The 15,643-nt window shown below is 71.2% G+C and carries 16 protein-coding genes and 1 pseudogene; 8 read left to right on the forward strand and 9 right to left on the reverse strand.

Annotated elements, in window-relative coordinates:
• Positions 1 to 405: aldo/keto reductase (locus tag KUM44_RS37310; RefSeq protein ID WP_254390685.1), on the reverse strand; the 405-nt coding region annotated here is incomplete at its 3' end.
• Between the two features lie 58 nt (positions 406 to 463).
• Positions 464 to 880, reverse strand: a complete 417-nt coding sequence (locus KUM44_RS46285) for a hypothetical protein (RefSeq protein WP_254390717.1) — start codon at positions 878 to 880, stop codon at positions 464 to 466.
• On the opposite strand from KUM44_RS46285, the pseudogene KUM44_RS46290 reads away from it, so the two are divergent.
• The 3 genes and pseudogenes from KUM44_RS46290 to KUM44_RS37325 all read left to right on the forward strand — a co-directional run.
• Positions 761 to 1,176, forward strand: a pseudogene (locus tag KUM44_RS46290) (glycoside hydrolase family 6 protein); the annotation flags it as partial. The gene KUM44_RS46285 and the pseudogene KUM44_RS46290 overlap by 120 nt on opposite strands.
• Positions 1,177 to 1,609: 433 nt before the next feature.
• Positions 1,610 to 1,798 carry a hypothetical protein gene (locus tag KUM44_RS37320; RefSeq protein WP_217214206.1) on the forward strand — a complete coding sequence of 63 codons (189 nt, stop codon included), beginning with the start codon at positions 1,610 to 1,612 and terminating at the stop codon, positions 1,796 to 1,798.
• Between the two features lie 56 nt (positions 1,799 to 1,854).
• Complete coding sequence (locus tag KUM44_RS37325; RefSeq protein WP_217214207.1) at positions 1,855 to 2,556, forward strand: hypothetical protein; 702 nt, start codon at positions 1,855 to 1,857, stop codon at positions 2,554 to 2,556.
• 562 nt (positions 2,557 to 3,118) lie between these two features.
• On the opposite strand, the gene KUM44_RS37330 is transcribed toward KUM44_RS37325, so the two are convergent.
• Complete coding sequence (locus tag KUM44_RS37330; RefSeq protein WP_217214208.1) at positions 3,119 to 4,084, reverse strand: pirin family protein; 966 nt, start codon at positions 4,082 to 4,084, stop codon at positions 3,119 to 3,121.
• Positions 4,085 to 4,197: 113 nt separating this feature from the next.
• Here KUM44_RS37330 and KUM44_RS37335 point away from each other — a divergent pair, with 113 nt between their 5' ends.
• Both KUM44_RS37335 and KUM44_RS37340 read left to right on the forward strand, forming a co-directional pair.
• Complete coding sequence (locus KUM44_RS37335) at positions 4,198 to 4,689, forward strand: MarR family winged helix-turn-helix transcriptional regulator (RefSeq protein WP_217214209.1); 492 nt, start codon at positions 4,198 to 4,200, stop codon at positions 4,687 to 4,689.
• The gene (locus KUM44_RS37340; RefSeq protein ID WP_217214210.1) at positions 4,686 to 5,132 is read left to right on the forward strand and encodes a MarR family winged helix-turn-helix transcriptional regulator; all 447 of its coding nucleotides are present in this window, start codon (positions 4,686 to 4,688) and stop codon (positions 5,130 to 5,132) included. Before KUM44_RS37335 ends, KUM44_RS37340 begins: the two co-directional genes overlap by 4 nt.
• A gap of 35 nt (positions 5,133 to 5,167) precedes the next feature.
• Here the strand turns inward: KUM44_RS37340 and KUM44_RS37345 are convergent, their stop codons facing one another.
• Positions 5,168 to 6,565 carry a PepSY domain-containing protein gene (locus KUM44_RS37345; RefSeq protein WP_217214211.1) on the reverse strand — a complete coding sequence of 466 codons (1,398 nt, stop codon included), beginning with the start codon at positions 6,563 to 6,565 and terminating at the stop codon, positions 5,168 to 5,170.
• Between the two features lie 153 nt (positions 6,566 to 6,718).
• On the opposite strand from KUM44_RS37345, the gene KUM44_RS37350 reads away from it, so the two are divergent.
• Both KUM44_RS37350 and KUM44_RS37355 read left to right on the forward strand, forming a co-directional pair.
• Complete coding sequence (locus KUM44_RS37350) at positions 6,719 to 7,363, forward strand: peptide deformylase (protein ID WP_217214212.1); 645 nt, start codon at positions 6,719 to 6,721, stop codon at positions 7,361 to 7,363.
• A 164-nt stretch (positions 7,364 to 7,527) separates the two neighbouring features.
• Positions 7,528 to 9,111 (forward strand): ABC-F family ATP-binding cassette domain-containing protein, encoded by a 1,584-nt coding sequence (locus KUM44_RS37355; protein WP_217214213.1) that lies wholly within the window; start codon positions 7,528 to 7,530, stop codon positions 9,109 to 9,111.
• 6 nt (positions 9,112 to 9,117) lie between these two features.
• Here the strand turns inward: KUM44_RS37355 and KUM44_RS37360 are convergent, their stop codons facing one another.
• Positions 9,118 to 10,551 carry an NAD(P)/FAD-dependent oxidoreductase gene (locus KUM44_RS37360; protein ID WP_217214214.1) on the reverse strand — a complete coding sequence of 478 codons (1,434 nt, stop codon included), beginning with the start codon at positions 10,549 to 10,551 and terminating at the stop codon, positions 9,118 to 9,120.
• Between the two features lie 120 nt (positions 10,552 to 10,671).
• Between KUM44_RS37360 and trxA the strand changes: the two genes are divergently transcribed.
• Positions 10,672 to 11,058 carry a thioredoxin gene (trxA, locus tag KUM44_RS37365; RefSeq protein ID WP_217214215.1) on the forward strand — a complete coding sequence of 129 codons (387 nt, stop codon included), beginning with the start codon at positions 10,672 to 10,674 and terminating at the stop codon, positions 11,056 to 11,058.
• A 9-nt stretch (positions 11,059 to 11,067) separates the two neighbouring features.
• On the opposite strand, the gene KUM44_RS37370 is transcribed toward trxA, so the two are convergent.
• The 4 genes from KUM44_RS37370 to KUM44_RS37385 form a co-directional block, all read right to left on the reverse strand.
• Positions 11,068 to 12,504 carry an aldehyde dehydrogenase family protein gene (locus KUM44_RS37370; RefSeq protein WP_217214216.1) on the reverse strand — a complete coding sequence of 479 codons (1,437 nt, stop codon included), beginning with the start codon at positions 12,502 to 12,504 and terminating at the stop codon, positions 11,068 to 11,070.
• A gap of 30 nt (positions 12,505 to 12,534) precedes the next feature.
• Positions 12,535 to 13,713 carry a 4-hydroxybenzoate 3-monooxygenase gene (locus KUM44_RS37375; protein ID WP_217214217.1) on the reverse strand — a complete coding sequence of 393 codons (1,179 nt, stop codon included), beginning with the start codon at positions 13,711 to 13,713 and terminating at the stop codon, positions 12,535 to 12,537.
• 69 nt (positions 13,714 to 13,782) lie between these two features.
• Positions 13,783 to 14,829 (reverse strand): LacI family DNA-binding transcriptional regulator, encoded by a 1,047-nt coding sequence (locus KUM44_RS37380; RefSeq protein ID WP_217214218.1) that lies wholly within the window; start codon positions 14,827 to 14,829, stop codon positions 13,783 to 13,785.
• Between the two features lie 46 nt (positions 14,830 to 14,875).
• Positions 14,876 to 15,550 (reverse strand): TetR/AcrR family transcriptional regulator, encoded by a 675-nt coding sequence (locus KUM44_RS37385; protein WP_217214219.1) that lies wholly within the window; start codon positions 15,548 to 15,550, stop codon positions 14,876 to 14,878.
• Between the last annotated feature and the right edge of the window lie 93 nt (positions 15,551 to 15,643).

A 15,643-nucleotide genomic window follows, 5' to 3' on the forward strand; every position in this document is an offset into this window, starting at 1 on the left:
GACCGGGGTGACGGCGTGGGCGCGGCGGATGTACTGGGGGCCGACGTTGCTCAGGCCGAAGTACTTCACCTTGCCCTCGGCGATCAGTTCGCCGACCACGCCGGCGACCTCCTCGACCGGAACGTCGGGGTCGGAGATGTGCTGGTAGAAGAGGTCGATGTGGTCGCTCTGGAGGTAACGCAGGCTGTTCTCGGCGACCTTGCGGATGTTCTCCGGGCGGCTGTCGAAGCCGGAGCCCGGCGGCTGGGCCGTCATGTCGAAGCCGAACTTGGTGGCGAGGACCACCTCGTCACGGAAGTCCTTGACTGCCTTGCCCAGGAGGATCTCGTTGCTGCCGGTACCGGCGCCGTACAGCTCGGCGGTGTCGAAGAATTCGCCCCGTTTTCGGGATGGCCCCGTTTCCATGCCTGTGCTGGATCGGTGCTGGATATTCTGACATCTCGTCACCTGTCATCGTCCCTGGTCATCGGTACCGTGCTGGATCGGCGTTGGGGCCGCTTGGACGGGAGTGCGGCAACCGCATGGAAGGCGGGCAGTTGGGGCAGCGAAGCTTGCCGGCGCGGGCTGGCCCTTTGAACCGCTGGTAGCCGTCCTCGTCCAGGTGGCTGTGAGGGGTAAAGGCGTAGGCGGCGCGGGCGTCATACCGAGCCCGCAGGGCCTTCTTCTTCTTGGTTGGTATGCCGATGGGGAACCCGGGCAGGATGCGCCAGGTGGTGGGGAGGGCATCGGTGAACAGGGCGCCGTCGACGATGATCGTGCCGGCCTGATCATCGACACCTCGCGGAACGGCTGGGGCGGCCCCGACCGGCCGGAGGGCCCGGGCCCGGAGACCAGCGTCGACGAGTACATCAACGGTGGTCGCATCGACCAGCGCATCCACACCGGCAACTGGTGCAACCAGGCCGGCGCGCGTCTCGGCGAACGGCCGACGGCGTCCCCCGCCGCCGGGATCCACGCCTACGTCTGGATCAAGCCCCGGGTGAGTCGGACGGCTCCAGCGAGGAGATCCCGAACGACGAGGGCAAGGGCTTCGACCGCATGTGCGACCCGACCTACGAGGGCAATCCCCTCAACCAACACCACATGTCCGGTGCGCTGCCGGACGCGCCGCTCTCGGGTCACTGGTTCGAGGCCCAGTTCCAGGAGCTGCTGGCCAATGCCCACCCACCCCTGTGATCCCTGCGGTCGTCTGGCAACCAGAAGCTGAACGTCGCGGGATTGCGAAGAGCCCCACGTGCCCCCGGTGCCACCCAGGCATCGGGGGCGAGGTGCGTTCAGAGCCCGCATCCCCCCGTTGTCGAAGCGCTTCGATTCTCCCAAAAAAGCCGTCGAATCGCTCATCGAACGCTGCACCAGGGCTTGTGCGACCCGCCCATGGGTCCTAATCTCAGCGAACATCGAAGCGCTTCGATCACTCGTCTGACGTAGGCCGGAGAGCGCGACGATGAGCCGCTTCCCCCACACCACCCACACCGTCGCGCGTTCCCGTGCGCTGACCCAGCGATCACCGCGCAGCCCCCGATCGCCCACGCTCGTGCACACGTCACCTCCGCCGACAGGGCACGAGCCGCTTCGACCCTCGAGGAACCTCAAGGAAGAGGAATGACTCGTGAAGCCTCGTGAGCGCAGACTCCTGATCGCCCTGGTGGCGACCCTCCTCGGCCTGGTGGCCATACCGGCGACCGCCCTGGGTGCGAACGCCGGAGCCGAGGCACACCAGGAGCTGCGGCAGCCCGGCGAAATCCTCATCTACACCCTGACCCGCACCGGCACCACGGTCACCGGCACCACAGCCTGACCGGCACCGGACCGATCAAAGATGAAGCCGAGTTTCTCGAGAAAGGCGTGTCCTTCATGCGACGCAGATCGCTCCTTACCGCAGCACTGACCGTACCGCTGGGCACCGCGGGTGCCGTCGGCGCCCTCCAGTCCCCCGCACAGGCCGCCACCTGGTCCTCCACCGAAAGGTACGGGGAGTGGAGGGACGGCGCGTACACGGTGCACAACCACGTCTGGGGCAGCGGCGGCGGCCCTCAGAGCATCTGGGCGAACTCCCACTCGAACTGGGGCGTCTGGGCCAATCACCCGAACACAGGAGGCGTCAAGTCCTACCCGCACGCCAGGTACATGCTGGGGCGCGACGTCTGGAACATGGGGAACGTCTCCAGCAACCACAACGTCTCCGTGCCCTCGGGCTCGGGCCTCGCCTACTGCACCGCCTACGACGTGTGGGGCAACGACCACGACTACGAGATCATGATCTGGACGCAGTGGCACGGCTCGGTCGGCCCGATCGGCTCGTACGTCACCGACGTCAACCTCGGCCACCGCAACTGGGCGCTCTACCAGGGCGGCGAGTACCACCCCGTCTACAGCTTCCTGGCGCGCAACCACACCACCGAATCGTGGGTGGACATCACCGCGCACTGCCAGTGGCTGGTGAGCCAGGGCCGCATGCCGCGGGTCAGCATCGACGAGATCGCGTTCGGCTTCGAGATCACCTCGTCGGCCGGAGGCTACAACTTCAACTGCAACAGCTACGACGTATGGGCGTAGCGGCCGATCCGACCGCCGGTCCCGAGTGCGGGCCCGGCGGTCCGCCGTCTCAGCTTTGGAGGCGGAACCGCTTACGCATGCCTCTGGCTTCTGGCTAGGGGGTTCGTAAACACGGCCTCGTACTCCAGTCTGGCTTCGCGATCTCGCGTCGGACCCGGCGGGGAACGGGCACGGCCACCGCGTGATCACCGGGGGTTGTGTGGACCCTGAAGATCGTGCGGTGGCCGCGAGCCGCAGTCAGTCGAGTTCGACCACTTCGGCATCGCCCCTCGCCGGCTCCGCCTCGTCAAGTGACCACTCAACCTGCGGCGACAGCTACACCACCGCGAAGGTTCGGCAGAAACGCCTGACGGGAACTGATTACGCGTCATTAGAGTTAGCAAAGGGTTAGCAAGAGTACTGCCACAGCTACCCACAGACGGACACAGCCTGGGATGCCGCCGCACCGCACACCGGGCTTGCAGCACTCCCAACCGCCCTCCCCCACGTTACGGAAGGGGGGCAAGCAACACAGGCGACCTAGTCACCCACCTGTCCCCAACCAGCCAGCCATTTCCGCAGGTCAGCGAACTCTTCCTCGTGGCTTCAGAGGGGTCACCGGTAGCTCGGGGGCGGGCAGCGGGGCGCCGTCGTACCCCTTCACCTCCCCGAACCGCGATCCTTCCGTCCAGTCCCGGCGGGCCTGTTCGATCTCCTCCTGGGTCCGGCCGATCCAGTTCCAGAACATGATCAGCTCCTCCTCGAAGGGCTCACCGCCGAGGAGCATCAGGCCGGCGTCCGACTCGGCGCGCAGCGGGAGTTCGGTGCGGCCGCAGCCGAGGTAGAGCATGGAGCCGGGCAGGACCGGTACGCCGTCCACGTGGGCTTCGCCGGACATGGACAGGACGGCGTACTCGAAGTCCGGGTCCAGTGGGAGGCGTACGTCGGCGCCGTGGGCGAGGGACAGGTCGGCGCCGACGATCGGGGTGTACGTCGTGCCGGGTGAGGCGGCGCCGTCGAGGCCGCCCAGGATCAGCGTGGCCCGCAGGCCGGGCGCCGTGACGACCGGCAGCTCGGCGTGGTGTTCGAAGTGCGGGTCGGTGTGGCGGTGGCCGTCCGGGAGGGCGACCCACAGCTGGGCGCCGTGCAACAAGCGGGCGTGCGCCTTCGGGCTCTCCTCGGAGTGGCTGATGGCGCGGCCGGAGGTCATCAGGCCCAGCTCGCGCGGGCGGATCGTCTGGAGGCTGCCCGTCGAGTCCCGGTGCAGCACCTCGCCCTCGTGCAGCCAGCTCACCGTCTGAAGGCCCATGTGCGGGTGCGGCGGCACCTGCATGCCGGGCTCGTCGGCGATGTCGTCGGGGCCGTAGTGATCGACGAAGCACCAGGCGCCGACCATGCGCCGGCCCAGGTTGGGCAGCAGGCGGCGGACTTCGGTGGATTCGCCGAGCTTGACCCGGCGAGGGCTGAGGAGTTCGCGTACGGGCTCTGCCACGACGAAACCACGGCCGCCGCAGACGGCGGGCACCGCCTCGCGATCAAGATTGCTCATGCCGCCCAAAGTAGCCCCGACGGGGCCGCCACGTCAGTCCGTCACCCGGGGCTGTCCCGATGCGCACCGGAAAACAGTAGCCATGTATATAGTCGCCATGTACGGTATTCATCATGAGCAAGGGTTCCGAGAACGCCTCACCCGGCTTCCTGGTGTGGCGCCTGTCGACGAAGTGGCGGGTCGCGGTCGACCGGGCCGTGGCCCCGCTGGGGCTCACCCACGCGCAGTACGCGCTGGTGGCCTCGCTGTACGACATGCAGCGACACGGAGAGCGCCCCAGTCAGCGGCGTCTCGCCGACCACACCGGGCTGGAACCGCTGTACGTCTCCAAGCTGGCGCGCGCCCTGGAGGGCGCCGGCCTCCTCGAACGCACCCGGGATCCCCGCGACCCTCGCGCGGTGCAGCTGGCGCTGACCGAGCCGGGCCAGGAGCGCACCCGGCAGGCGATCGAGGTCGTGCAGGGACTGCTCGAGCAGTTGCTCGCGCCGCTCGGAGGCCTGGACAGCGCGCGTACACGGGAGTTCCGGCGCGAGCTGGCCACCTTGCTCGACGTACCTCTCGACCCCTTCACCACGGACGGCGAGCCCGACAAGGAGCAGTCATGACCACCATCACTCCCCCGCTCAACCCCCGGGTCATAGGCCTGGCCCACTACGCGAGCCGAGCACTACTCGAGAACGTGCTGGACCGCCATGGCGTGACCTTCCAGCAGTCCGTCACCCTCCGGCTCGTCGCCGTCGCCGACGCGCCGATCGAGCGGGAGCACCTCGTCGGCGGTGTCGTCGGCGCGCTCAAGATCGACGCGGCGGACGCGCACTCCGTGGTCGACGAGCTGATCAGCGCCGCGGTGCTGGCCGCTCAGGGGCCGTCCCTGGTGCGGATCACGGACGCGGGCCGGGAGCTGTACGAGCGGACGTCCGCCGAGGCCGCCCCCATCACCGCCCGGGTCTACGCCGGCATCCCCGCGGAGGATCTCGCTGTCGCCGGACGCGTCCTGAACCTCATCACCGAACGGTACGACGCGGAGTTCGCGGCCCTGAACAAGTGACCGGACGCCGGCTGTCGAGCAGTGGCCGGTTCTGGTCAGTTCGCCTCCGCCGGCTTGCGCCTGCCCCGACGATGGGCCGCCTCGCCGAGGACCACGTCCACGACGATGAACGCGGCCAGTGAGATGCCGAGGAGCGGTACGAAGTAGCCGACCACGGCGACGACCGCCACCAGTGGGACCAGGATCTGCGGGGGCACCTGCTGCCAGGCGCCGCGCGGGAGCGGCCGGCCGAAGGCGGAGCCCCGGCCGCGCTGCCACCACATGCGGTAGCCCCACACGATCAGCACGATCAGCGAGAGCGCCAGCAGCATCAGGGCGATCTGGTTGACCAGGCCGAAGAGGACGCCGGTGTGCAGGTCGATCCCCCAGCGGGTCAGCTTGGCGAGCACCGGGTAGTCCTCGAACCGCACGACGTCGGTGACCGCACCCGTGGACGGGTCGATCGCTGCCGCGTCCTGCTTCGTCGGCCAGCTTCGCTGTACCTGCCGCACCACGTACGCGGACGAGGAGTCGGCGGGCGGCACGATCTCCACGGGGTCGCCCAGTCCCTCGGCGCGCGCGGCCGCCAGGACCTTGTCGAGGCCGACGCCGTGCTCGCCGCTGCCGCCCGTGGCGGCGGCGCCGCCGTGGCCTGAGTGGTCTCCGCCCGCCGCGGCCGAGACGGACGGGGTGGCCTGGCCGAGGGAGGTGCGCAGCTCATCGATGTTGGCGCCGGCGTACGCCGACCAGGTCAGGCCTGTCGCGGAGAGGAAGAAGAAGCCGATCGCGGCCCAGACGCCGACGGTGCCGTGCAGACCGAGGGTGCGGCGGCGTCCGCTGGTGCCCCGCACCTTGCGCAGGGCGCGGCGGCGGGAGAACCACAGCACCAGGCCGCCGCCCGCGATCACCCAGAGCCAGCTGGCCGCCAACTCGCTGTAGAGACGGCCGTTCTCGCCGAGGTGCAGGTCACGGTGGAACTCGTCGATCCAGGTGCGCAGCGGCAGGGCGCCGGTCGAGCCGTACTGTTCGAGGGCGCCGCGCACCTTCGCGGTGTACGGGTCGACGAACACGGCCAGCGTGTGGTCGGCGTCGACGCCCTTGACCCCGGACAGCATCACCCTGGTCGTCGCGTCGGCCTCCGGGGAGGGCCGTACGGCCGAGACCGTGCCTTCGGGGTTGGCCTTGCGTGCGGCGGCGACCTGCTGGGATATCGGCAGCTTCTCGTCGCCGACCGGGACGGTCAGCTCGTGGGCGTACACGATTCTCTCGGCCTGGAACGCTCCGGCGTACAGGAAACCGGTGGCCGCGGCGACGAGCAGGAACGGCGCGACGAGGACTCCGGCGTAGAAGTGCAGACGCAGGATCAGCGGGCGCAGGGGTGCCCATCTGCGGGGCGACGCTGGGGCGTCGGGCTGCGTCGCCTCCTCCGGGGTGGTCGAGGGTGCGATCGACATCGGCGGCTTCTCCGGGGAGTGGGGAGCGGGGACGGTTCTGTGCTGTGGCGGTCCAGTAGTCGGGCGGAGGAGCCGTCGAGTTCCCGCCATCTCAAGTGACGTGCGTCACAAGGGAGTCCGGCGGCGGCGCGGGGGCCATGGCATCCTGGCGCGATGGCACTACCGAACGAGCGCGCGCCCCTGGCCGAACAGGTCGAGCAACTCCTGGCCACCGAGGGCCCGTTGCCCATCGTGGCGGCCGGCGGCCCGGTGCTCCGGCGCCCCACGGAGCCCTTCGCCGGCCAGCTGGACCCCGCGCTGCTGGCCCGCTTCGTCGAGGCCCTCCGGATCACGATGCACGCGGCGCCCGGCGTCGGTCTCGCCGCGCCGCAGGTCGGGGTGGGGCTGCGGATCGCGGTGATCGAGGACCCCGCACCGGTGCCGGAGGAGGTACGGCTGGCTCGCGGACGGGTGCCGCAGCCGTTCCGGGTGCTGGTGAACCCCTCGTACGAAGCGGTCGGCAGCGAGCGTGCCGCGTTCTTCGAGGGCTGTCTGAGCGTCCCGGGCTATCAGGCGGTGGTGGCGCGGGCCGCCGAGGTGCGCCTGACCTGCGAGGACGAGCACGGGCGCGCGGTCGACGAGGTGTTCACGGGGTGGCCCGCCCGGATCGTGCAGCACGAGACGGACCATCTCGACGGCCTGCTCTATCTGGACCGGGCCGAGCTGCGCTCCCTCTCCTCGAACCAGGCCGTCGCCGAGTCGTGGGCCCAGCCGGTTCCGGACGAGGCGGCGCGGGCCCTCGGCTTCGAACTGCCGTAGCCCGGCTTCCAGCCGCCCTGCCGGACGGCGCCGTCGATAAATCAGCGGCGCCCGACGCAGCGCCCTCGCTACTCTGACCGCATGTCCACGCCCCGAATTTCCTAGCTGAGGCCCCGCTTCCACGCCACCCGTGTGTCCTCTTGCTTGTTTCGGAGCGTCTTCTCATGATCACCGTCACCGGTGTCGACGTGCGCGTCGGCGCGCGTCTGCTGCTGTCCGGCATCTCCTTCCACATCTCCCCCGGCGACCGCATCGGCCTGGTCGGCCGCAACGGCGCCGGAAAGACCACCCTGTTGAACACCCTGGCGGGCGTGCTGCCCCCGGCCGCCGGGACCGTGACCCGGACCGGCCAGGTCGGCCATCTGCCCCAGGACTCCCGCGCCTTGGACCCGACGGTCACCGTCACCGACCGCATCCTGTCCGCGCGTGGCCTCGACCGGGCCGTACGCGCCCTGCGTCGCGCCGAGGAGGCCATGGCCGACGGTAGGCGGCGTGCGATGGACGCCTATGTGCGTGCCGAGGCCCGGTTCCAGGCCGCCGGAGGGTACGCCGCGGAGGCCGAGGCGGCCCGGGTCGCCGCCGGTCTCGGGCTGCCCGTCCGTCTGACGGACCAGCCGCTGGGCGCGCTGTCGGGCGGGCAGCGCCGCCGTGTGGAGCTGGCCCGGATCCTGTTCGCGGAGCACGGCACCCTGCTGTTGGACGAGCCCACGAACCACCTGGACGCGGACTCGATCGCCTGGCTGCGCACGTTTCTGACGAACCATCATGCCGGGCTCGTGCTGATCAGCCACGACACGTCCCTGCTCACCGCCACGGTGAACCGGGTGTTCCACCTGGACCCGCGGCGCGCCACGATCGATGTGCACAACACCGGCTGGGAGGCCTACCTCGCCCAGCGGGAGGCCGACGAGCGGCGGCGGACTCGCGAGCGGGCGGGCGCCGAGCGCAAGGCGGCGTCGCTGCGCGCCCAGGCCGAGAAGATGCGTGCCCGGGTGTCGACGGCCGTGGCCGCGAGGAACATGGACCGCCGCGCCGACCGCATGCTCGCCGGACTCGAACCGGCCCGGCGCACCGAGAAGGTGGCCAGGATCAGGCTGCCCGAACCCCAGCCCTGCGGGCGGGTCCCGCTCGGCGCCGTCAGCCTGACCAAGTCGTACGGCGGCCATCACGTCCTGCGGGGCGTCGACCTGGCGGTCGACCGGGGCAGCCGTATCGTCGTCCTCGGCCCCAACGGGGAGGGAAAGACGACCCTGTTGCGCATCCTCGCCGGGCAGGACGAGCCGGACGGCGGGCGGGTGGTGCACGGGCACGGGCTGCGGCTGGGCTACTTCGCCCAGGAACACGACACGCTGGACCCTGACCGGACGGTGATCGCGCACCTGGCGTCCGCCGCCCCGCATCTCGGCCACGGCGAAGTACGGCACGTTCTCGGCTCGTTCCTGTTCACCGGCGACGACGCCGACAAGCCCGTCCGCGCCCTGTCCGGCGGTGAGAAGACCCGTCTCGCGCTCGCGGGCCTGGTCCACTGCGGCGCGAACGTCCTCCTCCTGGACGAGCCGACCAACAACCTGGACCCGGCCTCCCGGGCCGAAGTCCTGGGCGCGGTGGGCACGTATCCGGGCGCGATCATGCTGGTCACCCACGACGAAGGTGCCGTCGAGGCGCTGCGCCCGGACCGGGTGCTGCTGCTGCCGGAGTCCGAAGAGGACCTGTGGAGCGAGGACTACCTGGACCTGATGGCCGGGTGAGGTGGCTCAGTTGTCGCGATACGACTCCAGCAGCCGCAGCCACACCTCGCTGATCGTCGGATACGACGGAACCGCGTGCCACAGCCTGCTGATCGGCACCTGTCCGGCGACCGCCACGGTCGCCGAGTGGATGAGTTCACCGACGCCGGGGCCGACGAAGGTGACGCCGAGCAGGATCTCGCGCTCCAGGTCGACGACCATGCGGGCGCGGCCGCGGTAGCCGTCGCCGTACAGGGACGCGCCGGCGACGGAGGCGAGGTCGTGGTCGACGGCGCGGACGCGGTGGCCGGCCTGTTCCGCCTCCGCCAGGGAGAGTCCGACGGCGGCGGCCTCGGGGTCGGTGAAGACGACCTGCGGGACGGCGGCGTGGTCGGCGGTGGCGGCGTGGGCGCCCCAGGGGTCGGATTCGAGGAGGGGTACGCCGGAGGCGCGGGCGGCGATGGCCGCGCCGGCGATGCGGGCCTGGTACTTGCCCTGGTGGGTGAGGAGGGCGCGGTGGTTGACGTCGCCGACCGCGTACAGCCATTCGCTGCCGGTGACGCGGAGGCTGTCGTCGGCCTCCAGCCAGGAGCCGGGCGCGAGGCCGACCGTGTCGAGGCCGATGTCGTCGGTGCGCGGGGCGCGTCCGGTGGCGAAGAGGATCTCGTCGGCCTCGATCCGGTCGCCGCGGTCGGTGACGACCCGGACCGTTCCGTTCTCGCGGGTCACCGACTCGACCGAGGTCCCGGTGCGGACGTCGGTGCCGGCCTCGGTGAGCGCCTCGGCGACCAGTTCACCGGCGAAGGGCTCCATGCGGTTCAACAGTCCCTTGCCGCGGACCAGGAGCGTGACCCGGGAGCCGAGGGCCTGATAGGCCGTGGCCATCTCGGTGGCGACCACTCCCCCGCCGACCACGACCAGCCGGCCGGGCACGGACTGGGCGCCCGTGGCCTCGCGACTGGTCCACGGCTTGACCTCGGCGAGTCCCGGCAGGTCGGGCAGGACGGCCCGGCTGCCGGTGCACACGGCGACGGCGTGCCGGGCGGTCAGCACATGCCGTTCGCCGCCGGGGCCGGTCACCTCCAGGGTGCGCGGGCCGGTGAGGCGGCCGTGGCCGCGGTAGAGGTCGGCGCCGATGCCGGCCAGCCACTGGACCTGGCCGTCGTCGTGCCAGTCGGAGGTGAAGTCGTTGCGCCGGGCGAGGACAGCGGCCGCGTTCAGGGGGCCCTGTACGGCCTGGGCGAGCCCGGGCAGGCGGCGGGCGTCGGCCTGGGCGATGGCCGGGCGCAGCAGCGCCTTGCTGGGCATGCACGCCCAGTACGAGCACTCGCCGCCGACCAGTTCGCTCTCCACGACCGCGGTGGAGAGTCCGGCCGCACGGGTGCGGTCCGCGACGTTCTCCCCGACCGGCCCGGCGCCGAGCACCACGACGTCGTACGCGATGGAATCCGTTTCCGTCATGGGGTCAGTCTTCCGGGTGGTGTGCGGCGTGGCCACACGGGTACGCGCGCGGAATACGCACCCGTACGGCCGTGTTGTCGCCGACGGCTTCGCCCCGACACCAGGAAGAGGGATTACGCCATGAGCAGCACCGTGGAGCTCACCAAGGAGAACTTCGACGAGACGGTCACGGACAATGATTTCGTCCTGATCGACTTCTGGGCGTCGTGGTGCGGGCCGTGCCGTCAGTTCGCCCCGGTCTACGAGAAGGCGGCCGAGGAGAACCCTGATCTTGTGTTCGGCAAGGTCGACACCGAGGCACAGCCGGAGCTGGCCCAGGCCTTCGGTATCCAGTCGATCCCGACGCTGATGATCGTCCGGGACCGTGTCGCCGTGTTCGCGCAGCCGGGTGCTCTGCCCGAGGCCGCCCTCACGGACGTCATCGGGCAGGCCCGGAAGCTCGATATGGACGAGGTCCACAAGGCCGTGGCCGCTCAGCAGGGGCAGGCCGAGCAGAACGGCCAGTAGGACCGCGATCTAGAAGGGGTACGCCGCCACGTCTGCGCGCACCGTCGTCCAGCGCACGTCGGTGAAGGCCTCCAGGTTGGACTCGCCGCCGAAGCGAGCGCCGGTGCCGGAGGCGGCGATGCCGCCGAAGGGTGCGACGGCCTCGTCGTTCACGGTCTGGTCGTTGATGTGGACGATCCCGGTCGGGATGCGTTCGGCCAGGTCGAGGCCGCGGGCGGCGTCCCGGGTGACGATGCCCAGCGAGAGGCCGTAGGAGCTTGCCGCGGCAAGAGCGGCGGCCTCGTCGGCGGTGGTGAAGGGGCGTACGGGTGCGACCGGGCCGAAGACCTCCTCGGCGTACGCGGGGGTCTGGTCGTCGACGCCGGCGAGCACGGTCGGCCGGTAGAACAGCCGCTCGTGGGTGCCGCCGGCGGCGAGCTTGGCGCCCCGGGCCGTGCTGGCCTCCACCAGTCCGTGCACCTTGCCCAGCTGGCCGGAGTCGATGAGCGGGCCGAGGTGGACCTCGGCGCGGTGCGGGTCGCCGACGGCGAGGGAGTCGGCCTTGGCGGCGAGCCGCTCGACGTACTCCTCGTACAGCGACTGGTGGACCAGGTGGCGGCCGGTCGTCATACAGATCTGGCCCTGGTGGAAGAACGACCCCCAGGCGGCCGTGGAGATCACCGCGTCGATGTCGGCGTCCTCCAGCACGATCAGGGCGGAGTTGCCGCCCAACTCCAGGTGCGCGCGCTTGAGATGGCGCCCGGCGGCCTCGCCGACGGCCCGGCCCGCACCCGTGGACCCGGTGAAGGAGATGACGGGCACGCGCGGGTCGGCGACCAGCGCCTGGCCCGCCTCCGGGCCGCCCGGGAGGATGTGCAGCAGCCCCTCGGGCAGACCTGCCTCGGCGAAGATCGCCGCGAGGGCCAGGCCGCCGCAGACCGCGGTGCGCGGGTCCGGCTTGAGGATCACCGCGTTGCCGAGCGCCAGGGCCGGGGCGACCGAGCGGATCGAGAGGATCAACGGGGCGTTGAACGGGGCGATCACGCCGACGACGCCGACGGGGACCCGGCGTGTGTACGACAGGCGGGGCGCCTCGCTGGGCAGGATGTGCCCGGCCGGACGGGAGGCGAGCGCGGCGGCCTCGTAGCACTCCTGGGAGGCGACGTGCAGCTCGAAGTCGGCCTTGCCGGGGATCGAGCCGGACTCGCGGACGAGCCATTCGCGCAGCTCGTCGGCGTGCGCGGCGAACAGGTCACCGGCCTTGCGCAGCACCGCGGCGCGCACGAAGTGCGGGACGCGCGCCCACTCGGACTGGGCGGCGAGGGCGGTCTGAGCGGCCGTACCGACGTCCTCGGCGCCGGCCAGGGTGACGGTGCCGAGGGTGTCGCCGGTGGCGGGCTCGGTGACGGCGTACTCGTCTCCCGACAGGGAGCTGGACTGCCAGGTCTTGGGGTCGAGCAACGGCATTGCGACTCTCCGATCGATCACCGGCGGGACTCACACGGGGAGCGGAAGTCCCGAGTAGTTCGCCGCCAGTTCGGCGGCCGCGTGACGGGATGCGGTGATCCGGCGCAGTCGCGCGAGCTGCATCCGGTCGTCGAACGCATCCCCATTTGGTTGAGCGTGCAACATCCTAGTCATGTCGTCCGAGAAACGGGTGGCCTGCCACACACGTTGCAGACACAGCTCCGAGTAACCGTCGAGAAGCTGTGTGTCTCCTGTGCGGTACAGCGCGGCGAGGGCGCGGCCCAGGACCCGTACGTCCGACACGGCGAGGTTGAGTCCCTTGGCGCCGGTCGGCGGGACGATGTGGGCGGCGTCCCCGGCAAGCAGGAGCCGGCCGTGGCGCATCGGCTCATGGACGTAACTGCGCATCGGCGTCACGGACTTGGCGGTGATGGGCCCCCGGCGCAGGGTCCAGTCGGCGTCGATGGCGAAGCGGGCGGCGAGTTCGTCCCAGATCCGGTCGTCGGGCCAGTCGTCGGGGTCGGTGTCGACCGGCACCTGGAGGTAGAGCCGGGAGACGGCCGGCGAACGCATGCTGTGCAGCGCGAAGCCGCTCTCACCGCGCGCGTAGATCAACTCGTTGCAGGACGGCGGCACTTCGGCCAGGATGCCGAGCCAGGAGTACGGATAGTCGTGCCCGTACGAGCGGCCGGCACCGGCCGGGAAGGAGTCGCGGGAGATGCCGTGGAAGCCGTCGCAGCCGGCGACCCAGTCGCAGGTCAGCGTCTGCTCGCGGCCCTCGCGCCGGAACCGTACGACGGGTTCGTCACTCTCCGGCTTCGCGACGGCCAGCGCCTCCGCCTCGAACAACAGCGGTGGGCCTTCGGCGAGTTGCAGCGCGACCAGGTCCTTCACGATCTCGGTCTGCGCGTAGATCGTCACCGTACGACCGCCGGTGAGGCTCGGGAAGTCAATGTGGTGGCGTTCCCGGTCGAAGCGCAGCTCGATGCCCTGGTGAACCAGCCCCTCGGCCGTCAGCCGCTCGGCGGCGCCGGCCTCGCGCAGCGCGTCGACCGTGCCCTGCTCCAGCATCCCGGCCCGCTGGCGGTGCTCGACGTACTCCCGGGTCCGGGCCTCCAGTACCACGCAGTCGATGCCCGCGCGGTGCAGCAGCCGGGCGAGGAGCAGCCCGGCGGGGCCCCCGCCGATGATGCCGACCGTCGTGCGCATGTCCACGCCTCCCTGGATTCGACGGTACGTCGGCCGGGCTCGCGCCGCCTCGGACGGCCGCGCGGCGCCTCAGCTGGACTCGCGGTGCACCACCGTCGCTCCCAGCACCTTGTGCGTCTCGGGCGCGGTGCCGGGGTTGCGCACCGCGCGGTCGACCAGCTCCGCGAGGTCGCGGCCGGACGGAAGTTCGATGTGGACGGTGCTCAGCCTGGGCCGCAACAGGCGTCCGAGCATCAGGTCGTCGGCGCCGATGACGGCCGTGTCGGCGGGGACGCGGACGCCCTCGTCCTCCAGGGCGCGCATGAGCAGCATCGCGTACTCGTCGTTGTAGGCGAACACGGCGTCGAGGCCGAGGTCGCGCCAGCGGGCGGCGAGCCGGGCGGCGGAGTCCTCCGTGTAGGCCAGCGACAGCTCTGTCAGGGCGGCATCGGTGCCGTGCAGGGCGCGGCGCACGCCTTCGAGGCGGGGCGCGGAGAAGGACTCCAGGCCGCACTCCTGCGGCACCACCACACCGATCCGGCGCCGGCCGCGGTCGTACAGATGGCGGCCCGCGCAGTGCCCCACGGCCTCGTAGTCCATCAGCAGGGCGTGGGCGCCCTCGACGGACTCGGGGCCGAGCGAGACCACGGCCCGGGCGCCGGAGCGCTTGAGCACCGTCACGCCCTTCGGGCCGAGGCCGGAGCCCGACACCAGGACGGCGACGGGGCGCAGCTCGGCCCAGGCGCGGGCCGCCTCATCGCCGTGCAGACCGACACTGCCGTGTTGTACGACGGTGTAGTCGAGGCGGCCGAGCGCCAGCTGGAGGTCGCCGAGGAAGCGGCTGTAGAGCGGCCCGACGGGGAAGCTCGGGGCGGGCATGAGAACCATGCGGCTGTGGCCGGCGCGCAGGCTGCGGGCCGCGGCGTGCGGGACGTACCCGAGTTCCTTCGCGGCCTCGTGGACACGGCGGCGGGTGGGCTCGCTGATCCGGACGGCGCTGGTGTTGTTGAGGACGTAGGAGACGGTCGCGCGCGAGACGCCGGCCAGCCGGGCCACGTCGGCGCTCGTGGGTACCGAGCGCGTTGCGGGGGAGGCGGGCGCGGGCGTTTTCGGTATCTGCACCATGACGTACGGCATCTTCGCAGAACCTGTGGACCGGGCTCGGGTCAGGGTCCCGGCCCGCTCACGCCTCGGTGCGCGTCACGCGCTCGACCAGGTCGAGCCAGCCCTTCTCCAGTCGCTCCATGGGCATACCGCACTGCCTGGTCAGGTGGTTGATCAGGGCGGGGTCGAGGTACGCCAGGAGCGACTGGGCGAGGAGGTCGCAGTCGGCGTCCGGCAGGATCTGGCGCAGCAGCACGGTGACGTGGGTGTGCAGCGCGCGGACCGAAGGGTGGGCGTAGCGGCGGGTGGGGTCCGGCTGGGCGGCCAGCTGAAGGTCCAGTTGCTCGGCCGAGCGGTACAGCACCGCCACGCCGAACGCGCGGAGCCGGTCGACCGGGGGCGCTCCGGGGCCCAGCGGTGGCGGGCCGCCGAGGAAGTCGGCCTGGAGCCCTCGCGCGGAGTGGTCCAGCAGCGCCGTCAGCAGACCGGTGCGGTCACCGAAGCGGCGGAACACCGTCCCCTTGCCCACGCCGGCCTCCGCGGCCACGGCCTCCATGGTGACCCCGGCCGCGCCGTGCTCCGCGACCAGCCGGGCGGCGGCCTCCAGCAGCCGGGCCCGGTTGCGGGCCGCGTCGGCGCGCAGGCAGGACTCGTCGGCGGTGGAACCGACCTCCAGCAACTGAGGCTTGTCGACGGGCTCCTGGGGCTGCGGGAACGGGGGCAGGGCGGCGGACATGAAGCCAGCGTAAAGCATCGGGAATGAAACTGGACCGCGGTCCGGTTAAGTGCTAGACATTAAACGGACCCCGGTCCGGATTGTTCCGGCAGTGTTTCAGCATCTTGGAGA

Origin of the sequence: Streptomyces sp. AC550_RSS872, assembly GCF_019049285.1 — a bacterium.
Lineage (GTDB): Bacteria > Actinomycetota > Actinomycetes > Streptomycetales > Streptomycetaceae > Streptomyces.